The following is a 19,031-nucleotide window of genomic DNA, read 5'->3' on the forward strand; positions in this document are numbered from 1 at the left end:
ACGACTACTCGAGTCGTATGGAGGAGCGAACGAGGGCGTATCTGCGGGGGCGATTTCGCGACCACTATCGACGCACGGAGATCACGCCGCCGCCCGCGGCCAACGAGCGCGAGTGGGGCTTCATCCCGTGGACGGAGGGCCCCGATACCACGATGGTTCGCCACCGTTCGCTGCTCGAGTTAGGTGATCTCTCGGAGTTTCTCGTCCGGAAGCGCCCGCGACACGTCTACTTCTCGGCGGGCCGCTTTCGCGACCCCGGCGCGAGTTCGATGAGCGCCAAGGACTGGCAGTCCGCGGACCTCGTCTTCGACTTAGACGCCGACCACCTGCCGAGCGTCACCCTCGGCGAGGACTCCTACGCGGAGATGCTCGCGAAGTGTAAGGACGCCCTGTTTCGGCTGCTCGGCTTTCTCGAGGACGATTTCGGCTTCGAGGACCTCGAGATCGTCTTCTCCGGCGGCCGCGGCTATCACGTCCACGTGCGAGACGAGAACGTCCTGCACTTAGACCGGGAACACCGCCGGGAAATCGTCGACTACGTCCGCGGCATCGGCCTCGAGTACGAGCACCTGATCGAGACCGAGACCGTCGCGGGGCTCGGCCGGAAGACGCCGACCGAGCGCCGCACGCTGGAAATCGAGGGCGGCTGGGGAAAACGCACGCACGCCCGCTTGATGACGTTCGTCGACGGCCTCCTCGAGATGGACGAGGACGACGCCCTCGAGCGCTTACAGGAGTTCGACGGGATCGGCGAGGGGAAGGCCGAGGCGACGCTCAACGCCGCGCGCAACAACCGCGAACAGCTGGCGGCGGGCAACGTCACCGTCCACACGGCGGTCTCGCAGCTTGCCGAGCGGTTCGCCGCCCGCGCGGTCGACGACGACAACGCGCCGATCGACGAACCCGTCACGACCGACACGAACCGGCTGATCCGCCTGCCGGGCAGCCTCCACGGCGGCAGCGGCCTGAAAACGGTGCGCCTCGCACGCGACGAGATCGACGCGTTCGATCCGCTGGTCGACGCCGTCCCCGACACGTTCCGGGGCCACGAGATAACCGTCGACGTGACCGCTCCCGGCGAGGTCGAACTCGGAGGAGATAGCTTTACGGTCACGGAAGGTGACCAATCACTACCCGAGTACGTCGCCGTGTTTCTGATGGCACGCGGCCGTGCGGAGAAGGAGAAGGAATGACCCACAACAAATGAATCTCGATGAGTTACGGTCCGTCCAGAGCAAGGAGCGCCAGAAGGACAGCCTCCAGAATCTGCGCCCCTCGTTCTACCAGGAGGTCGGCGAGTACATCGCCGATCTGGAGGACGAACGCGACCGCGTCGCCGAGGAGAGCGACGATCCCTTCTCCTCGCCCGAGGTCGGTCGGCTGACCGACGAAATCGAGACCGCCAAGGACGTCGTCGAGGCGATCTACGAGCGCCGGATGGGCAAACTCGTCAAACAGGCCAGCCTCGCCGCGGCCGGGATGCCGGCCGACGACGACGGCCTCACGGCCGAGGAGGCCGACCTCTTCGACGATCTCATCGATCGCATTAGCTCGAACAAATCCCGCGTCCTCGACGTCCTCGAGGGCGTCGAGACCGAGGCCGCCGCGGGCGATACCGAAGCCCCGGTAGGGAGTGAGGGGGCCGGCGCCGGACCAGCCGACCCGCGGGACGCCGCCGATCCGACGCGAGGGGACTCGAGTCCCGCACCCGGAACGGATCCGACGGCCGCCGATCCGATGGCCGATCCCGGGACTGCGGGCAATCGCGACTCACGCGACTCGCCACCGACCGATACAGCCGACGACGACGCGCCACCGGTTCCGCCACAGGAACCGCCTGCGGACGCCGACGGCGGCCCGGACGGCGATCTCGGTCCCGCTCCCGAATCCGGACCTGAATCCGGGTCCGGCGACTCGAGCGGCGTGACCCCCGCGGACGTCATGGGCGGGGACGGACCGGATCTCGGCGACGAAGCCGCCGGGGAGTCGCCGCCGGTACCGGACGAGACCCCGTCGGACGCGTCGTCAGCGGCGCCGGACGGTTCCGAACCCGACGTGACGGGCGACGCCGCCGCCGACACTGATGTCGAGCGCGTTACCGTTCGGATCACTCGCGATGTCGGCTCGATTCTCGGCGTCGACGACCGCGAGTACGCCCTTTCGACCGACGACATCGTCACCCTCCCCGAACAGAACGCCGACCCGCTGCTCGAGCAGGACGCCGCCGAACCGCTCGAGTGAGCCGCGTTCTGCAGAGGTTGTCAGTACGGCTGCGGTCAGATCACTCGCCTAAAGCGCTCGTTCGAACTTCGAACTGAACACTGCGAAGCGCTATCGGAAACCCCTATTGTGGTCGGTAGTCAGTGTCTGTCATGGGAAGTGAAAGGGAAACGATGCTGGACGGAGAGCTGTACGATCCGACCGATCCCGAACTCGTGGCTGATCGGAACCGCGTGCGCGACCTCACGAGACGATACAATACCACGACGCCGGACGAACAGTCTGAACGGCGAGAACTGCTAGACGAACTTCTCGGATCGGTCGGCGATGAGTGTCAGATAGAGCCGCCGTTTCGCTGTGACTACGGGTACAATATCCACGTCGGCGAGAACTTCTACGCGAACTTCGACTGCGTCGTTCTGGACGCGGGCCGAGTGGAGATCGGTCGGAACTGCATGATCGCGCCGGGCGTCCACATCTACACGGCGACCCACCCGCTCGACGCGAGCGAGCGAATCGAGGGGCCGGAGTACGCGAAACCGGTCACGGTCGGCGACGACGTCTGGATCGGTGGACGGGCTGTTATCAATCCCGGTGTGACCGTCGGAGATGAGAGCGTTGTCGCCTCCGGCGCGGTCGTGACCGAAGACGTTCCCGACGAGGTCGTCGTACAGGGTAACCCCGCGACCGTAGTGAAAGACCTGAGTGAGAACTGATCCCGTACGTATCCGAACTTAGCGAGACTCTACTACCGATACCGTGTCCGAAATCAGGCCCGACTGAAACCACAACGCATACATCTGCCGTCGCTAACCCACCCCCATGCTCGACGTCGGCGACGAAGCACCCGAGTTCGAACTGCCCAACCAGCACGGTGAGACCGTTCGGCGCTCCGATTTCGAGGGCGAACGGCTCGTCATCTACTTCTATCCGCGGGCGAACACCGACGGCTGCACCACCGAAGCCTGCGCGTTCGACGACGCGAAGCCCGACTTCGACGACCGCGGCGTCAACATCGTTGGCATCAGCGACGACCCCGTCGCGGACCTCGAGTCCTTCGCCGACGAGTACGACCTCGCGTTCGACCTCCTCTCGGACGAACTGGGCGAGGTCGCGACGCTGTACGACTCCTATGGCGAGAAGCAGATGTTCGGCAACACGTTCGACGGCGTCTTCCGCAACACCTACGTCGTCGGCCCCGACGGCCGCGTCGAGGCGGTCTACGAGGACGTGACGCCCGAGGGCCACGCCGAGGAAATCCTCGCGGACCTCGAGGAGTCGTCGACCGAACTCGCGCCCTGAGACGACGGTCTCCGTCTCGGTTCGATCGACCGATCGATTGCTGAAGTCCGAGTTTCTATCGATATCCTAACACACCCGCGTCCCGTTTCCGAGTCCTGAAGTAGCCGGACGCGAACCGGTCGGTATCGACTGATCGACGAGATGACGCTGAACGACAACGACCGATCGATCGCGGCCTTCGCGATGCTCGCCCACGCGACCGTCCACTGGTTCGAACTGGCCATTCCGATCTTTCTGGTCGTCTGGCTCGAGACGTTCGAGATCTCCATCGCCGCTGCCGGCGTGGTCGTCGCCGCCGGCTACCTGCTGTTCGGCGTCGGCGCGTTACCGGCCGGACTGCTCGCCGATCGGTACGGTCCGAAGCGCCTCGTTCTAGCCTGTCTCGTCGGCATGAGCCTCTCGTTCGCCACGCTGGCGCTCGCGACCTCGATCTACGCCATCGCGGTCAGTCTGATCCTATGGGGAATCACCGCGAGCGTCTATCACCCCGCGGGCCTGGCGCTCATCAGCACCGGCGTCGAGGAGCGCGGGACGGTCTTCGCCTGGCACGGCATCGCCGGCAACCTCGGCATCGCGCTCGGCCCGTTCGCGGCCGCGACGCTGTTGCTCGCCCTCGATTGGCGGGTCGTCGCCGTCGCGTTGGCGATACCCGGCGCACTCGCCACGCTGTACGGGCTCCGAGCCCGGTTCGATCCGACCGCGGCCGTCGCGGACGACGACGGGTCGGCCACCGACGGGTCGAGCGACGCGCTCTCCGCGGGCGAGTTCGTTTCGAACTCCCGCACCCTGTTCGCGGGCCCCTTCCTGCTGGTCTTCGCCGTCGTCACGGTCGTCGGCCTCTACTACCGCGGCGTCCTCACCTACCTGCCGGAACTCCTGAACGGGCTCCCGGCGCTGGCGGTGATCGAACCGCCGGCCGCGCTCGAGGAGCTCTCGCTGGGCGATTATTTCTACGTCGCGCTGCTCGTCGCGGGGATGGCGGGCCAGTACGTCGCGGGGAAACTGACCAGCCGCGTCTCCGTCGCCCGTGGGCTGGTGGTGGTCTTCGTCGGCCTCGCGATCATCGCCGTCGCGTTCGTCCCGGTGTCCGCGATGGGGATCGCGTCGATCCTACTGTACTGTACCGTCCTGGGCTTCGCGCTGTTCGCGATCGAACCGTTCTACCAGGAGGCCGTCGCGGTCTACACGCCTCCGGACGGCCGCGGGCTCTCCTACGGCTACACCTACCTCGGGATGTTCGGGCTCGGCTCACTCAGCATCGCCCTCGGCGGGTTCCTGCTGGACCACGCCACGATGGCAGCGCTGTTCGCGACGCTCGCGGCGATCGCGCTACTCGGCGCTGGGATCGCGTTGAAGCTGTTGGTCGGACCGGCGCCCGGCAGCGAGTCGGCGTCGACGGAATCGACGGCCGCTGCCGACGACTGACTAGGCGTCCGATCGAGGCCGTCGTGGTCGGCTCGGCTCGAGCCAGTGGCCGAATTGTTTCATCTTCGCTCGAAGTCCAGTAAACGCCCAGTACAGGGAATCTGGGCCGGCTGACACGGTGAAAACGTAATCGGCAAGGCGAGGATTCCGATACGTTGTTCAGTGATCTCGTTCCGATTTGCCCGATCCGAGGTCCCTTTACTCAGACGGTTCGTTCACGCCGGTCGATTCGTCGACGCCGGCCTTCCGGCGCAGCCACTCGAGGCCGAGCGCCCCGCCGAGAAGTCCGCCACCGGTCGTGAAGCCGGGCACGTTGTCGGCGTCAGTGTCGTTCTCGGCGTTCGTCTCGTTTCCGGCGTTCGTCTCGTTTCCAGCGTCCCCATTTCCGGCGGTTCCGTTCACGACATCGCCGTCATCGTCATCGACAGACTCTCCGTCGTCGCTATCGGTTCCGCCGTCGTTGTCAGTCGGATCGTTGTCGCTGTCGTCTTCACCCGCGTCGCTGTCGTCCTCGCCGTCCCGCTGGTCGTCTCCCTCGTCGTTTTCCCCGTCCGTATCGGCGTTCTCGTCGCTCTCGTCGGGCTGGTCGTCCGTGTCGGTTTCTTCGCGAAGCGCCACGAGATCGCCGTCGTGATCGACGTAGATCGTCTCGCCGCTGATCGCACGGACCGATCCGACCGGCGCATCGTCCTTCGAGAGCGCCCACTTCACGGACCCGTCGTACTTGTTCAGGGCGACGAGGTGCTCGTCGTAGTCCCGCCACTCGGGATTTGGGGGCCCCGCGTTCCGAGTGAGATACGCGAACACGGTTTCTCTGCTGATGACGGCTTGCCCGTAGGTGTACAGAACGTCGAGTCTCCAACTGTATTCGTCACCGCGGATCGAACCGCCGCCGTACCCGTGGTCGCTGCCGCCGCCGACGTGGATTTCCTCGCCGAACGCTATTTCGCGGAACCCGTAACCTACGGCTACAAACTCGCCTGTCTGGGCATCACGCAACGGCCACTCCGCGGAGCCATCGGCGGCGTAAGCGACCGCTTCCGACGTCGCATAGACGGTATCGGGTTGGGAGCCGATAGTGCCCTTTTGCCAGACTTCGGCACCGGTCTCGGGATCGAGAGCGATCAGACCGGCGCCCGTGACGCTGTAGATCACGCCGTTTGCCGCGGCGGGCGCCGTAAAGAACTCGTACTCGTCATCGTCGTCGCTGCCGACCGATTCTTTCTTCCACCGAACCGAGCCGTCGTCGGCCTCGAGTGCGTATAGCGTACCGTCGGCGACGGCGTACACGCCTCCGTAAGCGACCGTCTGCCAGACGATCTCCTCCTCGGAATCGAACTCGGTTTCCCAGCGGACGGTCCCGTCGGACCGGTCGAGCGCGATAACCTCGTTCCCACTGAGATAGACGGTCTCGCCGGCGACCGACGGCATTCCCGCGTCGATATCCGTATTCTCCCAGCGGACGGTGCCGTCCGTCGCATCGAGGGCGACGACGCCGTCGTCGGTCGGCGTATAGACCGTCTCGTCGGCGACGGCGACGGTACCTGCGCCCGCACCCTCGACGGACCACGCGGCCTCGAGTTCTCCTCCCTCGAACTCGTGGCCGTCAGCGATGTATCTGGCGTGACCGGGGCCGCCTCGGTGTGACGGCCAGTCCTCGTTCGGTCCTGGATTGCGATCCGGATCCGGAAGCTCGTCGACGTCAGCCTCGGAGGCTCCGGCTCCCACTGAAGAGAGGCCGGTCCCGATCGACAGCGCTGCACCAGTCGCCAGCACAGATCGACGTTTCCACATACGTGTACGAGTCAGTACGAATACCAGTCATAACCGTATGGAGCAATTAGCGTGTTTTTTACTCACACAATCGTCTCAAACAAGAATAATTATAGGCCTATCTAGTAGTTAATATGACTTTTTAGCTGTGCAAGTGTCTCGAACTCTCCCGCGGTCATGACTCTCACGCAGGTTTTCGGTACGATTCCCACCAACCGATTCGCACCTGCGGGTGACGAACGACAACTCCTCGCCGTGGACTATCTCGGGGCGACGCACTGCGTTACGTACAGACGGAGACGTTATCGCTGCGATCGAGACGCAAGCGCTGCACCCGCGAGCGACCGAAAGTGTGGCGCTTTGAGCGCGGGGCCAGAAGGCCCCGCGAGCCGTGCGAACGGTCGCGAAGCGACCGTAAGCAGACGAGAGGTGAGTGCGCGCAGCGAGCGAACCCGAGGCGGAAAAAGGTACTTGCGCGGACGAAGTAAGCGATACAGGACGACCAGAGCGCTTCGGAACATCCCAGTTCATCTCGAGTACACCGTACGATACGCTCCGCTATCGGACGAGAGTCCCCTTCACCTAAAAACGAAAAACCGCGACTGAAGACCGCTACGAGGTCGACCTTACTGGAAGGTGCGACCGAGCTGGTCCTCTTCCTGAGCCGGTTCGGCGGTGTCGAACTGCTCTTCGATCTCCTCGTACTGCTCGCGGGTCTCGGGGGTCACGCTCGGGTTGACCTCCTCGAGGGCGTGCTCGAAGTGCTCCTTGCTGATGCGGACGTTGCCGATGGTGTCGGCCATCTCCTCGGGGTCGACCGAGTTGATGAACTCGCGGCTGGCGGCCATCGAGGCCTCGCGCGTGACGGCTTCGATGTCGGCGCCGACGTAGCCCTCCGTCTCCGCGGCGAGCCAGTCGAGGTCGACCGAGTCGGCCAGGGGCTTGCCCCGGGTGTGGACCTCGAAGATCTTCCGACGACCCTCCTCGTCGGGGACGGGCACGTGGACGTGGCGATCCAGCCGTCCGGGACGGAGCAGGGCGTTGTCGATCAGGTCCGGCCGGTTGGTCGTGGCGATCACGACGACGTCCTCGAGTTCCTCGAGGCCGTCGAGTTCGGTCAGCAGCTGGCTGACGACGCGTTCGCCGACGCCGGAGTCGCTCTGCTGGCGGCCGCGCTGGCCCGCGATCGAGTCGATCTCGTCGAAGAAGATCACGGTCGGTGCGTTCGACCGCGCCTTCTCGAAGACCTCACGGACGCCCTTCTCGGACTCCCCGACGTACTTGTTCAGCAGTTCGGGGCCCTTGATCGAGATGAAGTTCGACTGGGCCTCGTTGGCGACGGCCTTCGCGAGCAGGGTCTTCCCCGTACCCGGCGGGCCGTACATGAGGACGCCCTTGGCGGCCTGCATGTCGAGTTCGTCGAACACCTCGGGGTAGTCCAGCGGCCACTGGACGTTCTCGCGGAGGCGCTCCTTGGTGTCTTCGAGGCCGCCGACGTCGTCCCAGGTGACGTCGGGGATCTCGACGAAGACCTCCCGCATCGCCGAGGGCTGGATGCCCTTGATCGCGTCCTTGAAGTCGTCCTCGGTGACCTCGAGGGTCTCGAGGATCTCGGCGTCGATCTCGTCCTCCTCGAGGTCGAGGTCGGGACGGATGCGACGCAGGGCGTTCATCGCGCCCTCGCGGACGAGGCTCTCTAAGTCGGCCCCGACGAAGCCGTGGGTGTTCTCGGCGTACTGGTCGAGGTCGATCGACTCCTGGAGCGGCATCCCGCGGGTGTGGACCTGCAGGATCTCCTTGCGGCCGTCCTTGTCCGGGACGCCGATCTCGATCTCGCGGTCGAAGCGACCGCCGCGGCGGAGCGCGGGATCGATGTCGTCGACGCGGTTGGTCGCCGCGATGACGGTGACGCGACCGCGTTCCTCGAGGCCGTCCATCAGGCTGAGGAGCTGGGCGACCACGCGTCGTTCGACGTCGCCGCCGGCGTCTTCGCGCTTGGCGGCGATCGAGTCGAGCTCGTCGATGAAGATGATCGCGGGGGCGTTCTCCTCGGCCTCTTCGAAGACCTCGCGGAGTTGCTCCTCGCTCTCACCGTAGTACTTCGACATGATCTCCGGACCGGAGATCGTCTCGAAGTGGGCGTCGATCTCGTTGGCGACGGCCTTGGCCATCAGGGTCTTCCCGGTGCCCGGCGGGCCGTGCAGCAAGACGCCCTTCGGCGGCTCGATGCCGAGCTGCTGGAACAGCTCGGGGTGGCGCATCGGCAGCTCGATCATCTCGCGGACCTGGTCGAGTTCGTCGTCTAAGCCGCCAATGTCCTCGTAGGTGACGTTCGGGACGCCCTCGGCGGAGGCGCCGCTACCCGAGCTGACCTGCTCGGCGGGCGTCTCGGAGATCTCGATGTTCGTCGAGTCCGTGATGACGACCGTGCCCGACGGCGAGGTGCTCGCGATCTTCAGCGGCACCGACTGGCCGGAGCTGGCCATCGGACCGAACGAGAGCGAGAACGGCACCGTCTGGCCCTCGGTGACGGCCTGTCCGCTCAGCTTATCGCGGACGAGCGGCCCGATGTCTCCGCGAATGCGGAGGTTCTGGGGCAGCGCGACCGTGACCGACTTGGCGGGGTTGACGTCGGCGGGCTCGACGCTGACGTTGTCGTCGATCCCGACGTCGGCCTCCTGGCGGAGGCGGCCGTCGATTCGGATGATCCCTCGCCCCTCGTCTTCGGGGTATCCGGGCCAGACGCGCGCGACGGCCTGGCTGTCGCCCGTGCCCTCGATTACGATGTAGTCGCCGTTCTCGAGATCGAGTTCGCGCATCGAGACGCGATCGATCGCGGCGAGTCCGCGGCCGGCGTCCTTCTGTTTCAGTGGTTTAACGGTGAGTTTCATAGATCGCCCTCCAGTTCGACAGTCAGGACCCCGTTTTTGATAAACGTGTGCGCGTCGTCTGCACCGTCCGGTAGCTCAAGGTCGTACTGCTCGTCGCCGAGGACGACGATGACCGTGTCATCGACGAGATCGACCGTCGCGTCGGCGTTCTCGGTACCGAAGTCGACGGCCAGCACCGTCTCGTCGTCGTACTCGTACCGGCGGGCTACCTGCCCCTCTTCGCGGGTGAATTGTTCGAGTGTCATCTTTCAACTAACCCAAAGTAAGCTCTAGAGGTATATATACCTTTCGCCGGTTAACCCGATGACGGCTCGGTGGTCATGTTAGAGATCACTGTTCGCGGTTCACAACGATACACTGTCGCCGACCCGCCTCGAGTCTTTATCCCTGTTCCGGTCGTTCGACTACGTATGGAGACGGTATCACACCACGGCCGAGAGACGGCCTACGAGGTCGCCGACCGCGGCGGGGACGGGCCGCCGATCTGCTTCGTTCACGGGAGCGGCGGCTCGCGCGACGTCTGGTCCGCCCAGCACCGCCTCGCCGATCGCAACCCGGTCGTCACGCTCGATCTGAGCGGCCACGGCGACTCCGACGATATCGACGCGCGCGCCGGCTACGCGGCGCTCTCGGCGTACGTCGACGACGTACTGGCCGTCCTCGAGGCGACCGACAGTCGCGTGCTGGTCGGCAACTCGCTGGGCGGCGCGGTCGCCTTGCAGCTCCTGATCGAACGCGACACCGATCTCGACGCGGCGGTGCTCGTCGGCACCGGTGCCCGACTCGGCGTCTTGGAAGACTTACTCGACTGGCTGGCGAACGACTTCGAGCGCGCCGTCGAGTTCCTCCACGGCTCGGATCGGCTCTTTCACGACCCCGAGCCGGAGGTAGACGAGGAGTCGAGAAAACAGCTCCGCGAGACCGGACAGGCCGTCACTCATCGGGACTTCCTGACCTGCCACGAGTTCGACGTGCGGGACAATCTCGGGGCGATCGACGTCCCCGCGCTGGCGGTCTACGGCGAGCACGATCAGCTGACGCCGCCGTGGTACCACGAGTACCTCGCCGAGGAGATCGACGACGCCTGGATCGCGGAACTCGAGGATGCGGCCCACCTGGCGATGGTCGAACAACCGACCGCGTTCAACGCCGCCCTCACCGAGTTTCTGGACATCGTCTACGAGCGCGACGACGCGGCGTGAGACGGCGATCGCTATCGCACGAAACGGGGGCAATGAACGCGAGCAGAGTCGAGTTCGCGATCGAAACCGAGCGACAGCCGGTCAGTAGAGGTCCTCGAGGTCGCTCTCCTCGTGGCTGTGTTCTGCGGCCGGGAACGCGCCGGACTCGACGGCGTCGACGTAGTCGTCGACGGCCGACTTCATCTCCGCGCGGACGTTTCCGAACTGCTCGGAGAAGGAGGGCGTCCACTCGCTGATGCCGACGGCGTCGTCGAACACGAGCACCTGCCCGTCGCAGTCCGGGCCGGCACCGATGCCGATGGTCGGGATCTCGAGCGCCTCGGTGATCTCGGCCGCGACGTTCGACGGCACGTGCTCGAGTACCAGCGAGAACGCGCCGGCTTCCTCGTGTTCGATCGCGAGCTCGAGCATCCGCTCGGCGGCCGCCTGATCGGTCCCCTGTCGGGGGTAGCCGCCGTACTGGTTGACGTGCTGGGGCGTCAGCCCGAGGTGAGCCATCACCGGAATCCCGAGTTGGACCATCTTCTCGGTGAGGTCGACGGTGTGGGGACCGCTCTCGAGTTTGACCGCCTGCGCGCCCTCCTCTTTGAGCATCCGACCGGCGTTCTCGATGCTCTCGCTCTCGTCGACGCCGAAGGAGAGGAAGGGCATGTCGGCGACGACCAGCGCGTCCTCGGTCGCCCGCGAGACCGCGCCGACGTGATGGGCGATTCCGTCGACGGTAACGGGAACCGTCGTCTCGTGGCCCAGCACCACGTTTCCGACGCTGTCGCCGACGAGAATGATATCGACGCCCGCGTCGTCGACGATCTCGGCCGTCGGCGCGTCGTAGGCCGTCAGCATCGTGATCGGTTCCTCGCCCGCCTGCTCCCTGACGTCCCGTACGGTTGGCATACGCACGGGTTCGTCGCCGACGATTAAATGGCTCCGTTTCCGACGCACTCGCGGCGGGTCTGGATAGCCGACGGCGGTCAGCGACCGCAACAGCGAGAAAATACGCGGTTATTAAGAGGGCCGGGCCGCCACTGTCTGCCGTGCCCGAACGTGTCGAAACGACGAATCCGGAGGGAGTCGACTACGGCTGGGTGATGCAGGTCACCTTCGTCGCCACGATCCTCATCGGCGCGCCGATCGTCGCCTTCCTCTCCGTCAACGCCGACCTGCCGTCCTGGGGCGCCCGCGCGGAGTTCGCGGTCCGCGTCGGCGCGCCGATCTGGTTCTGTACCGCTCTCGTCGTCTTCGCGTACGCGAAGCGCAACCAGGCCTAATTCCGTCGGACTCGCCTCAGAACCCTGAAGGCCCGTCACCGACGAATTCGAAGGCGACGCCCGCCCGCTCGGCGGTCAGTCGATCTCGGTCGGAATCGCCCACGAACAGCGCCCGCCCGGGCTCGACACCGAGTTCGCCGACCGCCTCGAGCAGCGGTTTCGGATCCGGTTTCCGGGTCGCGACCGTGTCCCGGCCGACCACCGCGTCGACCGCCTCGGCGAGGCCGTGTTCCTCGAGGGCGATCCGACAGGCCGCCTCGCAGTTCAGCGAACAGACCCCGACGGGGACCGTCCGTTCGAGGAGTTCGTCGGCGTGGGCCAGCCGCGGAGCCGTCTCGGCGCCCGCGCGCTCGTGAGCGGCGATCGTCGACTCAACCTCGGACTCGAGGCCGGCGTCGCTCGCGGCGTCGAGCAGGTCCCACAGCTCCCGGCTCGGCGGCTCGATATCCGCAGTCTCGTAGACCTCGAGGACGTCAGCGGCGACGGCGTCCCAGTCGACGTCGAGATCGGCGAGCGTTCCATCGAGATCGTAGACGACGGCGTCGTAGGCTGTCACGTCCGCGGATAGGTTCGGGAGGTGAATAGTGACTTCGGTCTCCGGAACCGACACGCGGTGCTGAGACGCGTCTTTCCGCTCGCACTTACTACAACTGAGAACGGCGAACTCGGAACCGCGCCACCGCAGACCAAATCTGGGGTTGGAACGTTCCAGAGACCGTCCCCAGTGTACAGTCGCCTCGAGCGAGTACGAGGGCCATAACGAGACGCCGCGAGACACCACAGAAGCGCGTACCAATGCCACGAGCCGTCGATTCTAGTCGAGTAGCTCTCGAGCGATCACGGTCTTCTGGATCTCCGTGGTCCCCTCGTAGATCTCGGTGATCTTGGCGTCGCGGTAGAGGCGCTCGACCTCGCCTTCGGTGACGTAGCCGTAGCCGCCGTGGATCTGGACGGCCTCGTTCGTGACGAACATCGCCGTCTCGCTGGCGAAGTACTTGGCCATGCTGGCCTCGAGCGCGCCCGTGCCGTCGGCGTCGGTTTCGTGGCGCGTTCGCGCGGCGTGGCGGGTCAGCGAGCGCGCGGCCTTGGTTCGGGTGGCCATCTCGGCAAGTTTGTGTCGGATCGACTGGATCTCCGCGATCGGGTCGCCGAACTGTTCGCGCTCCTGACTGTACGCCAGCGCCTCGTCGAGGGCGCACTGGGCGAGGCCGACCGATTGGGCGGCGATGGCGATCCGCCCGCCGGTGAGGATGTGGAAGGCGGCAGAGAGACCCTTCCCCTCCTCGGTGAGCCGGTTTTCGACCGGGATCCGGACGTCGTCGAAGGTCAGACTCGTGGTGTCGCTCGCGCGGAGACCGAGTTTGTCCTCCTTCTCGCCGACCGAGAGGCCGTCGACGTCGCCGGGGACGAGGAACTGCGTGACCGAGTTCGGATCGTCGCGGTCGGTCTTCGCGAAAAGGATGTAGACGCCAGCGCGTTGCCCGTTCGTGATCCACTGTTTCTCGCCGTTGATAACGTACTCGTCGCCCTCTCGAGAAGCTTCAGTGGCCATCTCGGCCGGATTCGACCCCGCGTGGGGTTCCGAGAGCGCGAACGCGCCGACCGGGCGCCCCGCGGCCATTTCGGGCAGCCAGCGCTCCCGCTGTGCGTCGTTGCCGAACTCCGCGATACAGGAGGTCGCCAGCGAGTGGACCGACAGCGCCGTCGCTACCGCCAGGGCGCCGTAGGCGACTTCCTCGTTAACGATCGCGGCGGTGATCGGATCGGCGTCGTAGCCGCCGTACGCCTCGGGGACCGTGAGTCCGGTCAGGTCCAGTTCGGCGAGGCCGTCCCAGATCTCCTCGGGAAACGACTGGCTCTCGTCGGCGGCCGCCGCGACGGGTCGGATCTCCTCGGTGGCGAACTCGCGGACGACGTCCCTGATCGCCGCTCGCTCGTCGGTCCGTTCCATACGCCCCGTACGACGGCGGGGCACAAAGGCGCTCACATCAATTGAAGACACATAGTTGACAATTCCCCCGAACGGTCCGGCAGAGTATGTGACACAACACATACATTTCAACCGAAGATATTATTTAGCGTTACTGTCACTGACTGGATAATGTCTGACGAACTTTCCCGGCGGAGCTTCATCCGCAATAGCAGTGCAACCGCCGTGACGGTCGGTCTCGCCGGCCTCGCCGGCTGTACGAGCAGCCTCCCGTTTATCGGCGGCGACGGTGCGGACCTCTCCGACTGGGTTTTCACTCCATCCTTCGACGACGTTCTCGACAACGACGACGCCGAGGTCGAAGATCTCGTAACGACGGACCGATCGTTTGTCTCCATCGTTCCGGAGGCGGTCTACGAGAACGAAGACGACCTCGAGACGCATAGGTTCGTCTCTATCGGATCGAATATTCGCGGGCGGAGCGGCGCGGCAGCGGTGGACACCGACTGGGCCCTCCACCAGAACGTCGAGTGGGAGTACGAACTGAGCACGTCGGGGCCCGGAACCGCGGACGTCTCCGCCGAGATCGTCGCCGGCGAGTTCGATACCGGAACCGTCGTGGACAACCTCGAGAAGTGGGCCGAGGACCAGTACGGAAACGACAAGGACGACGAGGAGGTCCTCGAGAGCGCCGGCTCCCAACCCGGCTTCGAACTCTACGAGGTCGAGGGCTCCGCGTTCGGCGTCAGCGAGGAGCACCTGATCCAGGTCGAGGCGAACCACCCCGTGGACCCGGTCGCCGTCGTCGAGGCGGCGATCGACGCCCACGAGAACGAAACGGGTCGCTGGACCGAAGACGACGACGGCGGGGAACTCCTGGCGGAGTTCGACTGGGGCGACTTCGGAGTCGGCGCGCTCCAGCGGCCGGAAACGGTCGAGACCGAACTGGAAGATCGGTACGACGATCCCGACGAGGCCACCGAGGAGGAGCGCGAAGCGATCGAAGACGACATCGACGACTGGGAGTACGGTCTCGTCGGAAACGGGAGTTCGTGGACGCTCGACGGCGACACCAGCGATCTACACCAACTCTTCCTGTACGAGAGCGAAAGCGACGTGGACAGCGACGCGCTCCTCGAACACGTCGAGGCCAACCGCGACTACGACGAAAGCTGGGATACCCTCGAGGACTACTCGATCAGCGAGGAGGGTCGCGCGCTGATCCTCACCGGCGAGGTTCAGACGCAGTCGATCCTGTGACCACGACCGGTACGTCGTTGTTTACCGTCCGCCCGTCCGGCGTTGCGTTCGGTCGCGCTCGAGGTCGCCGATAGCATCGGCGTCGCGGTCGACGCGTCCGATTGCACCGCTGATGCCGGTGGCGTCGCGAATTCGGATAGCGCCCCCGCTCGTCGTGTCACTTTCTCGAGGAGTAGAGGTACGTTGTCCTTTTTCGATATATCGTTCATCGGCGATCGCGATGGCGAAAACCCCAAAGCGGGGGTGCGTCTTCAGCGGCAACCGCGCCAACCGCCGTTACCGGCCGGGCTGACCGGTTCGACACCGTCTCAAAGCCATTGGCGGCCGTCCCGTGACGACCCGTAGCGGCCGTGCGAACGGGTGACTCTGAGAGGCGCTCACACTGAAAGGGCGGGAAACGAAACGGACGAACAGCGTCTGTTCGGTTCCGCCGCTACCGTGTTCAGGCGCTCACTCGGGTCACAACGGCCCAGTCCGCCGTCAACGGACTGATTACGGCCGACGCGGCGCTGAAGTTATCAGGAGTCATTCGAATGTAAATACAATCAAACCGAAGATATTATTTGACGTTACTGTCACTAACGGGATAATGTCTAATGAGCTTTCCCGACGGAACTTCATCCGCAATAGCAGTGCAACCGCCGTGACGGTCGGTCTCGCCGGCCTCGCTGGCTGTACGAGCAGTCTCCCGTTTATCGGCGGCGGCGGTGACGTGGGACTGGACAGCTACCTCTTCGAGCCGTCGTTCGACGCCCTCCTCGACGAGGACGAACTCGAGGACGACAACGAACTCGAGGAGGCGGAACGGGAGCACATGGCGTTCCGGCACGTGGTTCCCGAGGGGATCTACGACAACGTGGACGATCTCGGCACGGACTATCCGGTTCGCAGAGCATCCGACCTCCGGGGGCGAGCCGGTGTCGCCGCGCTGGACACCGACTGGGCCCTCGAGCAGGAGGCCGAGTGGTACTACGAACTGAGCACCTCCTACCGACGCCGAACCGCGACCGTAGACGTCCAGATGGTCGTCGGCGAGTTCGATACCGGAACCGTCGTGGACAACCTCGAGAAGTGGGCCGAAGACCAGTACGGGGACAACTACGACGACGAGGACAACGAGGAAGCCTTCGAGAGCGCCGGCTCCGAACCCGGTTTCGAACTCTACGAGGTCGAGGAGTTCGCGTTCGGCGTCAGCGAGGACCTCCTGATTCAGTCTCGAGGAGACTACCCCGTCGACCCGGTCGCCGTCGTCGAGGAAGCGATCGCCACCCACGAGAACGAAACGAATCTCTGGACGGACGACGACCACGGCGGGGAACTCCTCGCGGAGTACGACGAGGGCGACTACGTGTTCGGCGAACTCCACCGGCCCGAGACCGTCGAGGCAAAACTCGAGCGGGACTACGACGAGGGGCAACGCGACAACCTCGACGACGAGAACCGCGAGGAGATCGAAGAGAACTACGAGGAGCAGATCGAGGACTGGGAGTCCGGACTCGTCGGCACGACGCGCTCGCGGAGCCTCGACGGCGACACCATCGAACTCCACCAGGTCTTCCTGTACGAAACCGAAGGTGACACGGACAGCGACGCGCTCCTCAAGCACGTCGAGGCCAACCGCGACTACAACGAGAACTGGGACACCCTCGAGGACTACTCGATTAGCGAGGAGGGTCGCGCGCTGATCCTCACTGGCGATGTTCGTGCGCGGGCGGAATCCTTCTCCGACTCCGACCGATAGCGAACTCGATCGTTTAGAGTCGACCCCGTTCGAGGTCGGTTGCTGTCCCGTTCGGGATCGGACCGCTCCGGCGTTAGAGCACGTCGAGTTCCGTGAGCATCTCGCGCATCTCGTCCGTCGAGGACTCGTCTTTCAGCCGGAGGGGACTCCGGAGCGGACCCGCGTCGAACTCGCGAGCCCGGAGCGCCGTCTTGACGCCGGACATGTATCCGCCGCCGTGTTTGAACGCGTCACGAACGTCGAACACTCGACTCTGCAGCTCGCGGGCGCGCTCCTCGTCGCCGTCGTCGTAGGCCTCGTAGACGTCGACGACGAGTTCCGGGAAGACGTTCGCGACGGCGCTGACGAGGCCGGAACAGCCGATCTCCAGCCCCGTAAACAGCAGCGAGTCCGACCCCGCGAGGAAGGTCAGGTCGGGGTGGGCGTCGATCGCCTGAGCCAGCCAGGGGACGTTCTTGCTCGAGTCCTTCACCCCGACGATGTTGTCGATCTCGGCGAGTTCCGCGAGCGTCTCGAGGGAGAGTTCGTTGCCGGTCTTGCTGGGGATGTGATAGACGTAGACCGGCAGGGAGACGGCCTCGGCCACGCGTCGGTAGTGGGTGAGGGCGGCCTCGTGGTCGACCGGGTAGTAGTAGGGCGTGACGACGACGACGCCGTCGGCGCCGACGGATTCGGCGTGTTCGGCGTGGGTGATGGTCTCGTAAGTGCTCGGCGCGCCGACGCCGGTGATGACGGGGACCTCGCCGCCCACTTCGTCGACGACGGCCTCGACGACGCCCTGCCGTTCCTCGCCGGTCAGCAGCGGGAACTCGCCGTTGGTGCCCAGCGGGAAGACGCCGTGGACGCCCCGATCGACGACGAAGCGGGCGTGTTCGGCCGTCGTCTCGTAATCGACCGATTCGTCTTCGTGGAACGCGGTGATCGTCGGCGGAACGACGCCGTGGAGGCCCAGCGGATCGTCGGCGCCGGGATCGTGGAAGGACATGACTGGTCTTCCGAGACGAACGGCTATAAAAGACAGCCGTCGGCTGCGCGGTACGCCGTCTGGAGAACCGCTACGCCGTAGTCACTGGACCACGGGAATTCGGTCACTCGGTCGCCAGTTCGCCCGTCGGCTCGTCGAGTTGCTCGCTGGCGAGCACGCGGTTGGCCCGGCGGAGTCGCTCGGAGAGCGCCTGATGGGAGATATCGAGTTCGTTGGCCAGTTCCTCGAGCGAGATCTCCCGCGGGACGTCGTAGTAGCCCTGGCGGTAGGCCTCGGCGATCGCTTCCTGCTGCGGTTCGGTCAGCGCCGCCGTCGTCTCGAGGTCCTCGTCCTGGCCGGCTTCGACCATCCGGCGGACGTCGACGCGAGCGCCCTGTTCCTCGATGGCCGAGACGGCGTCGGAGAGCTCCTCGCGCTCGGGAAAGAGCAGGCGAAGCGTCCACTGGCCCTCGGTGACCTGGGCGTCGAGCAGCGTGCCGCCGTTGGTGTAGACCGCGCTACAGACGGAGCCGACGTCCTCGCCGTACTGGAGGCGGTAGAACCACTCGTCGTCGTCGGTGTTCTCGAGGAGTTGCTGGGAGTCGGCGACGGTGGGATCGGCCTCGAGGGCCTCGTCGATCGCGTCGGGGTCGACGTTCGAGAACCAGACGAGAGGCATCGTCCGAGCCGGGCCCTCGGCGACGACGCTTTCGACGCGAACCTCCATCTCCGGCAGTTGCTGGAACGTCTCCGCGAGCGCGAATTCGTCGGTCGAAAGCGTGAGTTCTGCGATCGTCGTCATCGGTCGATCACCCCGTCGGTAGGGCTCGAGTCCGGTCGCTGAACGATGCCGCTGGCGTACGTCTGTGGGGACCCGAATCGTCTCATAATTGTCTCGCCGATCCACGTCAGGGGTGGCGAGAGCGCCTGTCGGCACTCGTCGGTGCCGGCGCGATCGTCGGCGCCACACCCGCTCGGATCGTGCTATCACTCGATAGCGCTCCCGATCGGTTGATGAGCAGGCTTTTCTCTTCCAGCCGTTTAAGACAGTCCCT

The 19,031-nt window shown here is 65.3% G+C and carries 17 protein-coding genes; 9 read left to right on the top strand and 8 right to left on the bottom strand.

All coding sequences use genetic code 11. The features are described 5' to 3' along the window. Positions 1-17: 17 nt before the first annotated feature. From priS to HTUR_RS12695, 5 genes are all read left to right on the top strand, one after another. Entirely contained in the window at positions 18-1,193 is a 1,176-nt protein-coding gene (gene priS / locus HTUR_RS12675; RefSeq protein WP_012943717.1) for a DNA primase small subunit PriS, read from the top strand. 10 nt (positions 1,194-1,203) lie between these two features. Continuing rightward, positions 1,204-2,241, top strand: a complete 1,038-nt coding sequence (locus HTUR_RS12680) for a hypothetical protein (protein WP_012943718.1) — start codon at positions 1,204-1,206, stop codon at positions 2,239-2,241. Positions 2,242-2,372: 131 nt separating this feature from the next. Continuing rightward, entirely contained in the window at positions 2,373-2,936 is a 564-nt protein-coding gene (locus HTUR_RS12685; RefSeq protein WP_012943719.1) for a sugar O-acetyltransferase, read from the top strand. A gap of 106 nt (positions 2,937-3,042) precedes the next feature. Beyond that, positions 3,043-3,522, top strand: a complete 480-nt coding sequence (bcp, locus tag HTUR_RS12690; RefSeq protein WP_012943720.1) for a thioredoxin-dependent thiol peroxidase — start codon at positions 3,043-3,045, stop codon at positions 3,520-3,522. A gap of 141 nt (positions 3,523-3,663) precedes the next feature. Continuing rightward, positions 3,664-4,947, top strand: coding sequence for an MFS transporter (locus tag HTUR_RS12695; protein WP_012943721.1), 1,284 nt, complete (start codon positions 3,664-3,666; stop codon positions 4,945-4,947). Between the two features lie 198 nt (positions 4,948-5,145). Here the strand turns inward: HTUR_RS12695 and HTUR_RS12700 are convergent, their stop codons facing one another. The 3 genes from HTUR_RS12700 to HTUR_RS12710 form a co-directional block, all read right to left on the bottom strand. Then, the gene (locus HTUR_RS12700; protein ID WP_012943722.1) at positions 5,146-6,741 is read right to left on the bottom strand and encodes an outer membrane protein assembly factor BamB family protein; all 1,596 of its coding nucleotides are present in this window, start codon (positions 6,739-6,741) and stop codon (positions 5,146-5,148) included. Between the two features lie 605 nt (positions 6,742-7,346). Continuing rightward, complete coding sequence (locus tag HTUR_RS12705; RefSeq protein ID WP_012943723.1) at positions 7,347-9,611, bottom strand: CDC48 family AAA ATPase; 2,265 nt, start codon at positions 9,609-9,611, stop codon at positions 7,347-7,349. Further along, a complete protein-coding gene (locus HTUR_RS12710) occupies positions 9,608-9,856 on the bottom strand; it encodes a DUF7127 family protein (protein ID WP_012943724.1) in 249 nt (82 codons plus the stop codon). Before HTUR_RS12710 ends, HTUR_RS12705 begins: the two co-directional genes overlap by 4 nt. A gap of 165 nt (positions 9,857-10,021) precedes the next feature. Between HTUR_RS12710 and HTUR_RS12715 the strand changes: the two genes are divergently transcribed. Next, positions 10,022-10,813, top strand: a complete 792-nt coding sequence (locus tag HTUR_RS12715) for an alpha/beta fold hydrolase (RefSeq protein ID WP_012943725.1) — start codon at positions 10,022-10,024, stop codon at positions 10,811-10,813. Between the two features lie 81 nt (positions 10,814-10,894). Here HTUR_RS12715 and panB read toward each other — a convergent pair whose 3' ends face one another. Next, positions 10,895-11,707 (bottom strand): 3-methyl-2-oxobutanoate hydroxymethyltransferase, encoded by an 813-nt coding sequence (gene panB, locus HTUR_RS12720; RefSeq protein WP_012943726.1) that lies wholly within the window; start codon positions 11,705-11,707, stop codon positions 10,895-10,897. A 140-nt stretch (positions 11,708-11,847) separates the two neighbouring features. Between panB and HTUR_RS12725 the strand changes: the two genes are divergently transcribed. Beyond that, positions 11,848-12,081, top strand: a complete 234-nt coding sequence (locus tag HTUR_RS12725) for a DUF5822 domain-containing protein (RefSeq protein ID WP_012943727.1) — start codon at positions 11,848-11,850, stop codon at positions 12,079-12,081. Positions 12,082-12,097: 16 nt separating this feature from the next. Here HTUR_RS12725 and HTUR_RS12730 read toward each other — a convergent pair whose 3' ends face one another. Beyond that, positions 12,098-12,637 (bottom strand): HAD family hydrolase, encoded by a 540-nt coding sequence (locus HTUR_RS12730; protein ID WP_049941727.1) that lies wholly within the window; start codon positions 12,635-12,637, stop codon positions 12,098-12,100. A 258-nt stretch (positions 12,638-12,895) separates the two neighbouring features. Then, positions 12,896-14,032 carry an acyl-CoA dehydrogenase family protein gene (locus tag HTUR_RS12735; RefSeq protein WP_012943729.1) on the bottom strand — a complete coding sequence of 379 codons (1,137 nt, stop codon included), beginning with the start codon at positions 14,030-14,032 and terminating at the stop codon, positions 12,896-12,898. A gap of 150 nt (positions 14,033-14,182) precedes the next feature. Here HTUR_RS12735 and HTUR_RS12740 point away from each other — a divergent pair, with 150 nt between their 5' ends. Together HTUR_RS12740 and HTUR_RS12745 are read left to right on the top strand one after the other, a co-directional pair. After that, positions 14,183-15,271, top strand: coding sequence for a twin-arginine translocation signal domain-containing protein (locus HTUR_RS12740; RefSeq protein WP_012943730.1), 1,089 nt, complete (start codon positions 14,183-14,185; stop codon positions 15,269-15,271). Positions 15,272-15,860: 589 nt separating this feature from the next. Beyond that, complete coding sequence (locus tag HTUR_RS12745) at positions 15,861-17,012, top strand: twin-arginine translocation signal domain-containing protein (protein ID WP_012943731.1); 1,152 nt, start codon at positions 15,861-15,863, stop codon at positions 17,010-17,012. A gap of 73 nt (positions 17,013-17,085) precedes the next feature. Here HTUR_RS12745 and HTUR_RS12750 read toward each other — a convergent pair whose 3' ends face one another. Beyond that, on the bottom strand, positions 17,086-17,997 hold the full coding sequence (locus HTUR_RS12750) for a dihydrodipicolinate synthase family protein (RefSeq protein ID WP_012943732.1): 912 nt from the start codon (positions 17,995-17,997) through the stop codon (positions 17,086-17,088). A 103-nt stretch (positions 17,998-18,100) separates the two neighbouring features. Then, a complete protein-coding gene (locus HTUR_RS12755) occupies positions 18,101-18,778 on the bottom strand; it encodes a helix-turn-helix domain-containing protein (RefSeq protein WP_012943733.1) in 678 nt (225 codons plus the stop codon). Positions 18,779-19,031: the final 253 nt, after the last annotated feature.

This window comes from Haloterrigena turkmenica DSM 5511 (genome assembly GCF_000025325.1).
GTDB lineage: Archaea > Halobacteriota > Halobacteria > Halobacteriales > Natrialbaceae > Haloterrigena > Haloterrigena turkmenica.

What these genes read in the sequence shown, in the direction of transcription:
- priS (WP_012943717.1), top strand. Translation starts at nt 18, where the DNA reads ATGGAGGAGCGAACGAGGGCGTATCTGCGGGGGCGATTTCGCGACCAC.
- HTUR_RS12680 (WP_012943718.1), top strand. Translation starts at nt 1,204, where the DNA reads ATGAATCTCGATGAGTTACGGTCCGTCCAGAGCAAGGAGCGCCAGAAG.
- HTUR_RS12685 (WP_012943719.1), top strand. Translation starts at nt 2,373, where the DNA reads ATGGGAAGTGAAAGGGAAACGATGCTGGACGGAGAGCTGTACGATCCG.
- bcp (WP_012943720.1), top strand. Translation starts at nt 3,043, where the DNA reads ATGCTCGACGTCGGCGACGAAGCACCCGAGTTCGAACTGCCCAACCAG.
- HTUR_RS12695 (WP_012943721.1), top strand. Translation starts at nt 3,664, where the DNA reads ATGACGCTGAACGACAACGACCGATCGATCGCGGCCTTCGCGATGCTC.
- HTUR_RS12700 (WP_012943722.1), bottom strand. Translation starts at nt 6,741, where the DNA reads ATGTGGAAACGTCGATCTGTGCTGGCGACTGGTGCAGCGCTGTCGATC.
- HTUR_RS12705 (WP_012943723.1), bottom strand. Translation starts at nt 9,611, where the DNA reads ATGAAACTCACCGTTAAACCACTGAAACAGAAGGACGCCGGCCGCGGA.
- HTUR_RS12710 (WP_012943724.1), bottom strand. Translation starts at nt 9,856, where the DNA reads ATGACACTCGAACAATTCACCCGCGAAGAGGGGCAGGTAGCCCGCCGG.
- HTUR_RS12715 (WP_012943725.1), top strand. Translation starts at nt 10,022, where the DNA reads ATGGAGACGGTATCACACCACGGCCGAGAGACGGCCTACGAGGTCGCC.
- panB (WP_012943726.1), bottom strand. Translation starts at nt 11,707, where the DNA reads ATGCCAACCGTACGGGACGTCAGGGAGCAGGCGGGCGAGGAACCGATC.
- HTUR_RS12735 (WP_012943729.1), bottom strand. Translation starts at nt 14,032, where the DNA reads ATGGAACGGACCGACGAGCGAGCGGCGATCAGGGACGTCGTCCGCGAG.
- HTUR_RS12740 (WP_012943730.1), top strand. Translation starts at nt 14,183, where the DNA reads ATGTCTGACGAACTTTCCCGGCGGAGCTTCATCCGCAATAGCAGTGCA.
- HTUR_RS12745 (WP_012943731.1), top strand. Translation starts at nt 15,861, where the DNA reads ATGTCTAATGAGCTTTCCCGACGGAACTTCATCCGCAATAGCAGTGCA.
- HTUR_RS12750 (WP_012943732.1), bottom strand. Translation starts at nt 17,997, where the DNA reads ATGTCCTTCCACGATCCCGGCGCCGACGATCCGCTGGGCCTCCACGGC.
- HTUR_RS12755 (WP_012943733.1), bottom strand. Translation starts at nt 18,778, where the DNA reads ATGACGACGATCGCAGAACTCACGCTTTCGACCGACGAATTCGCGCTC.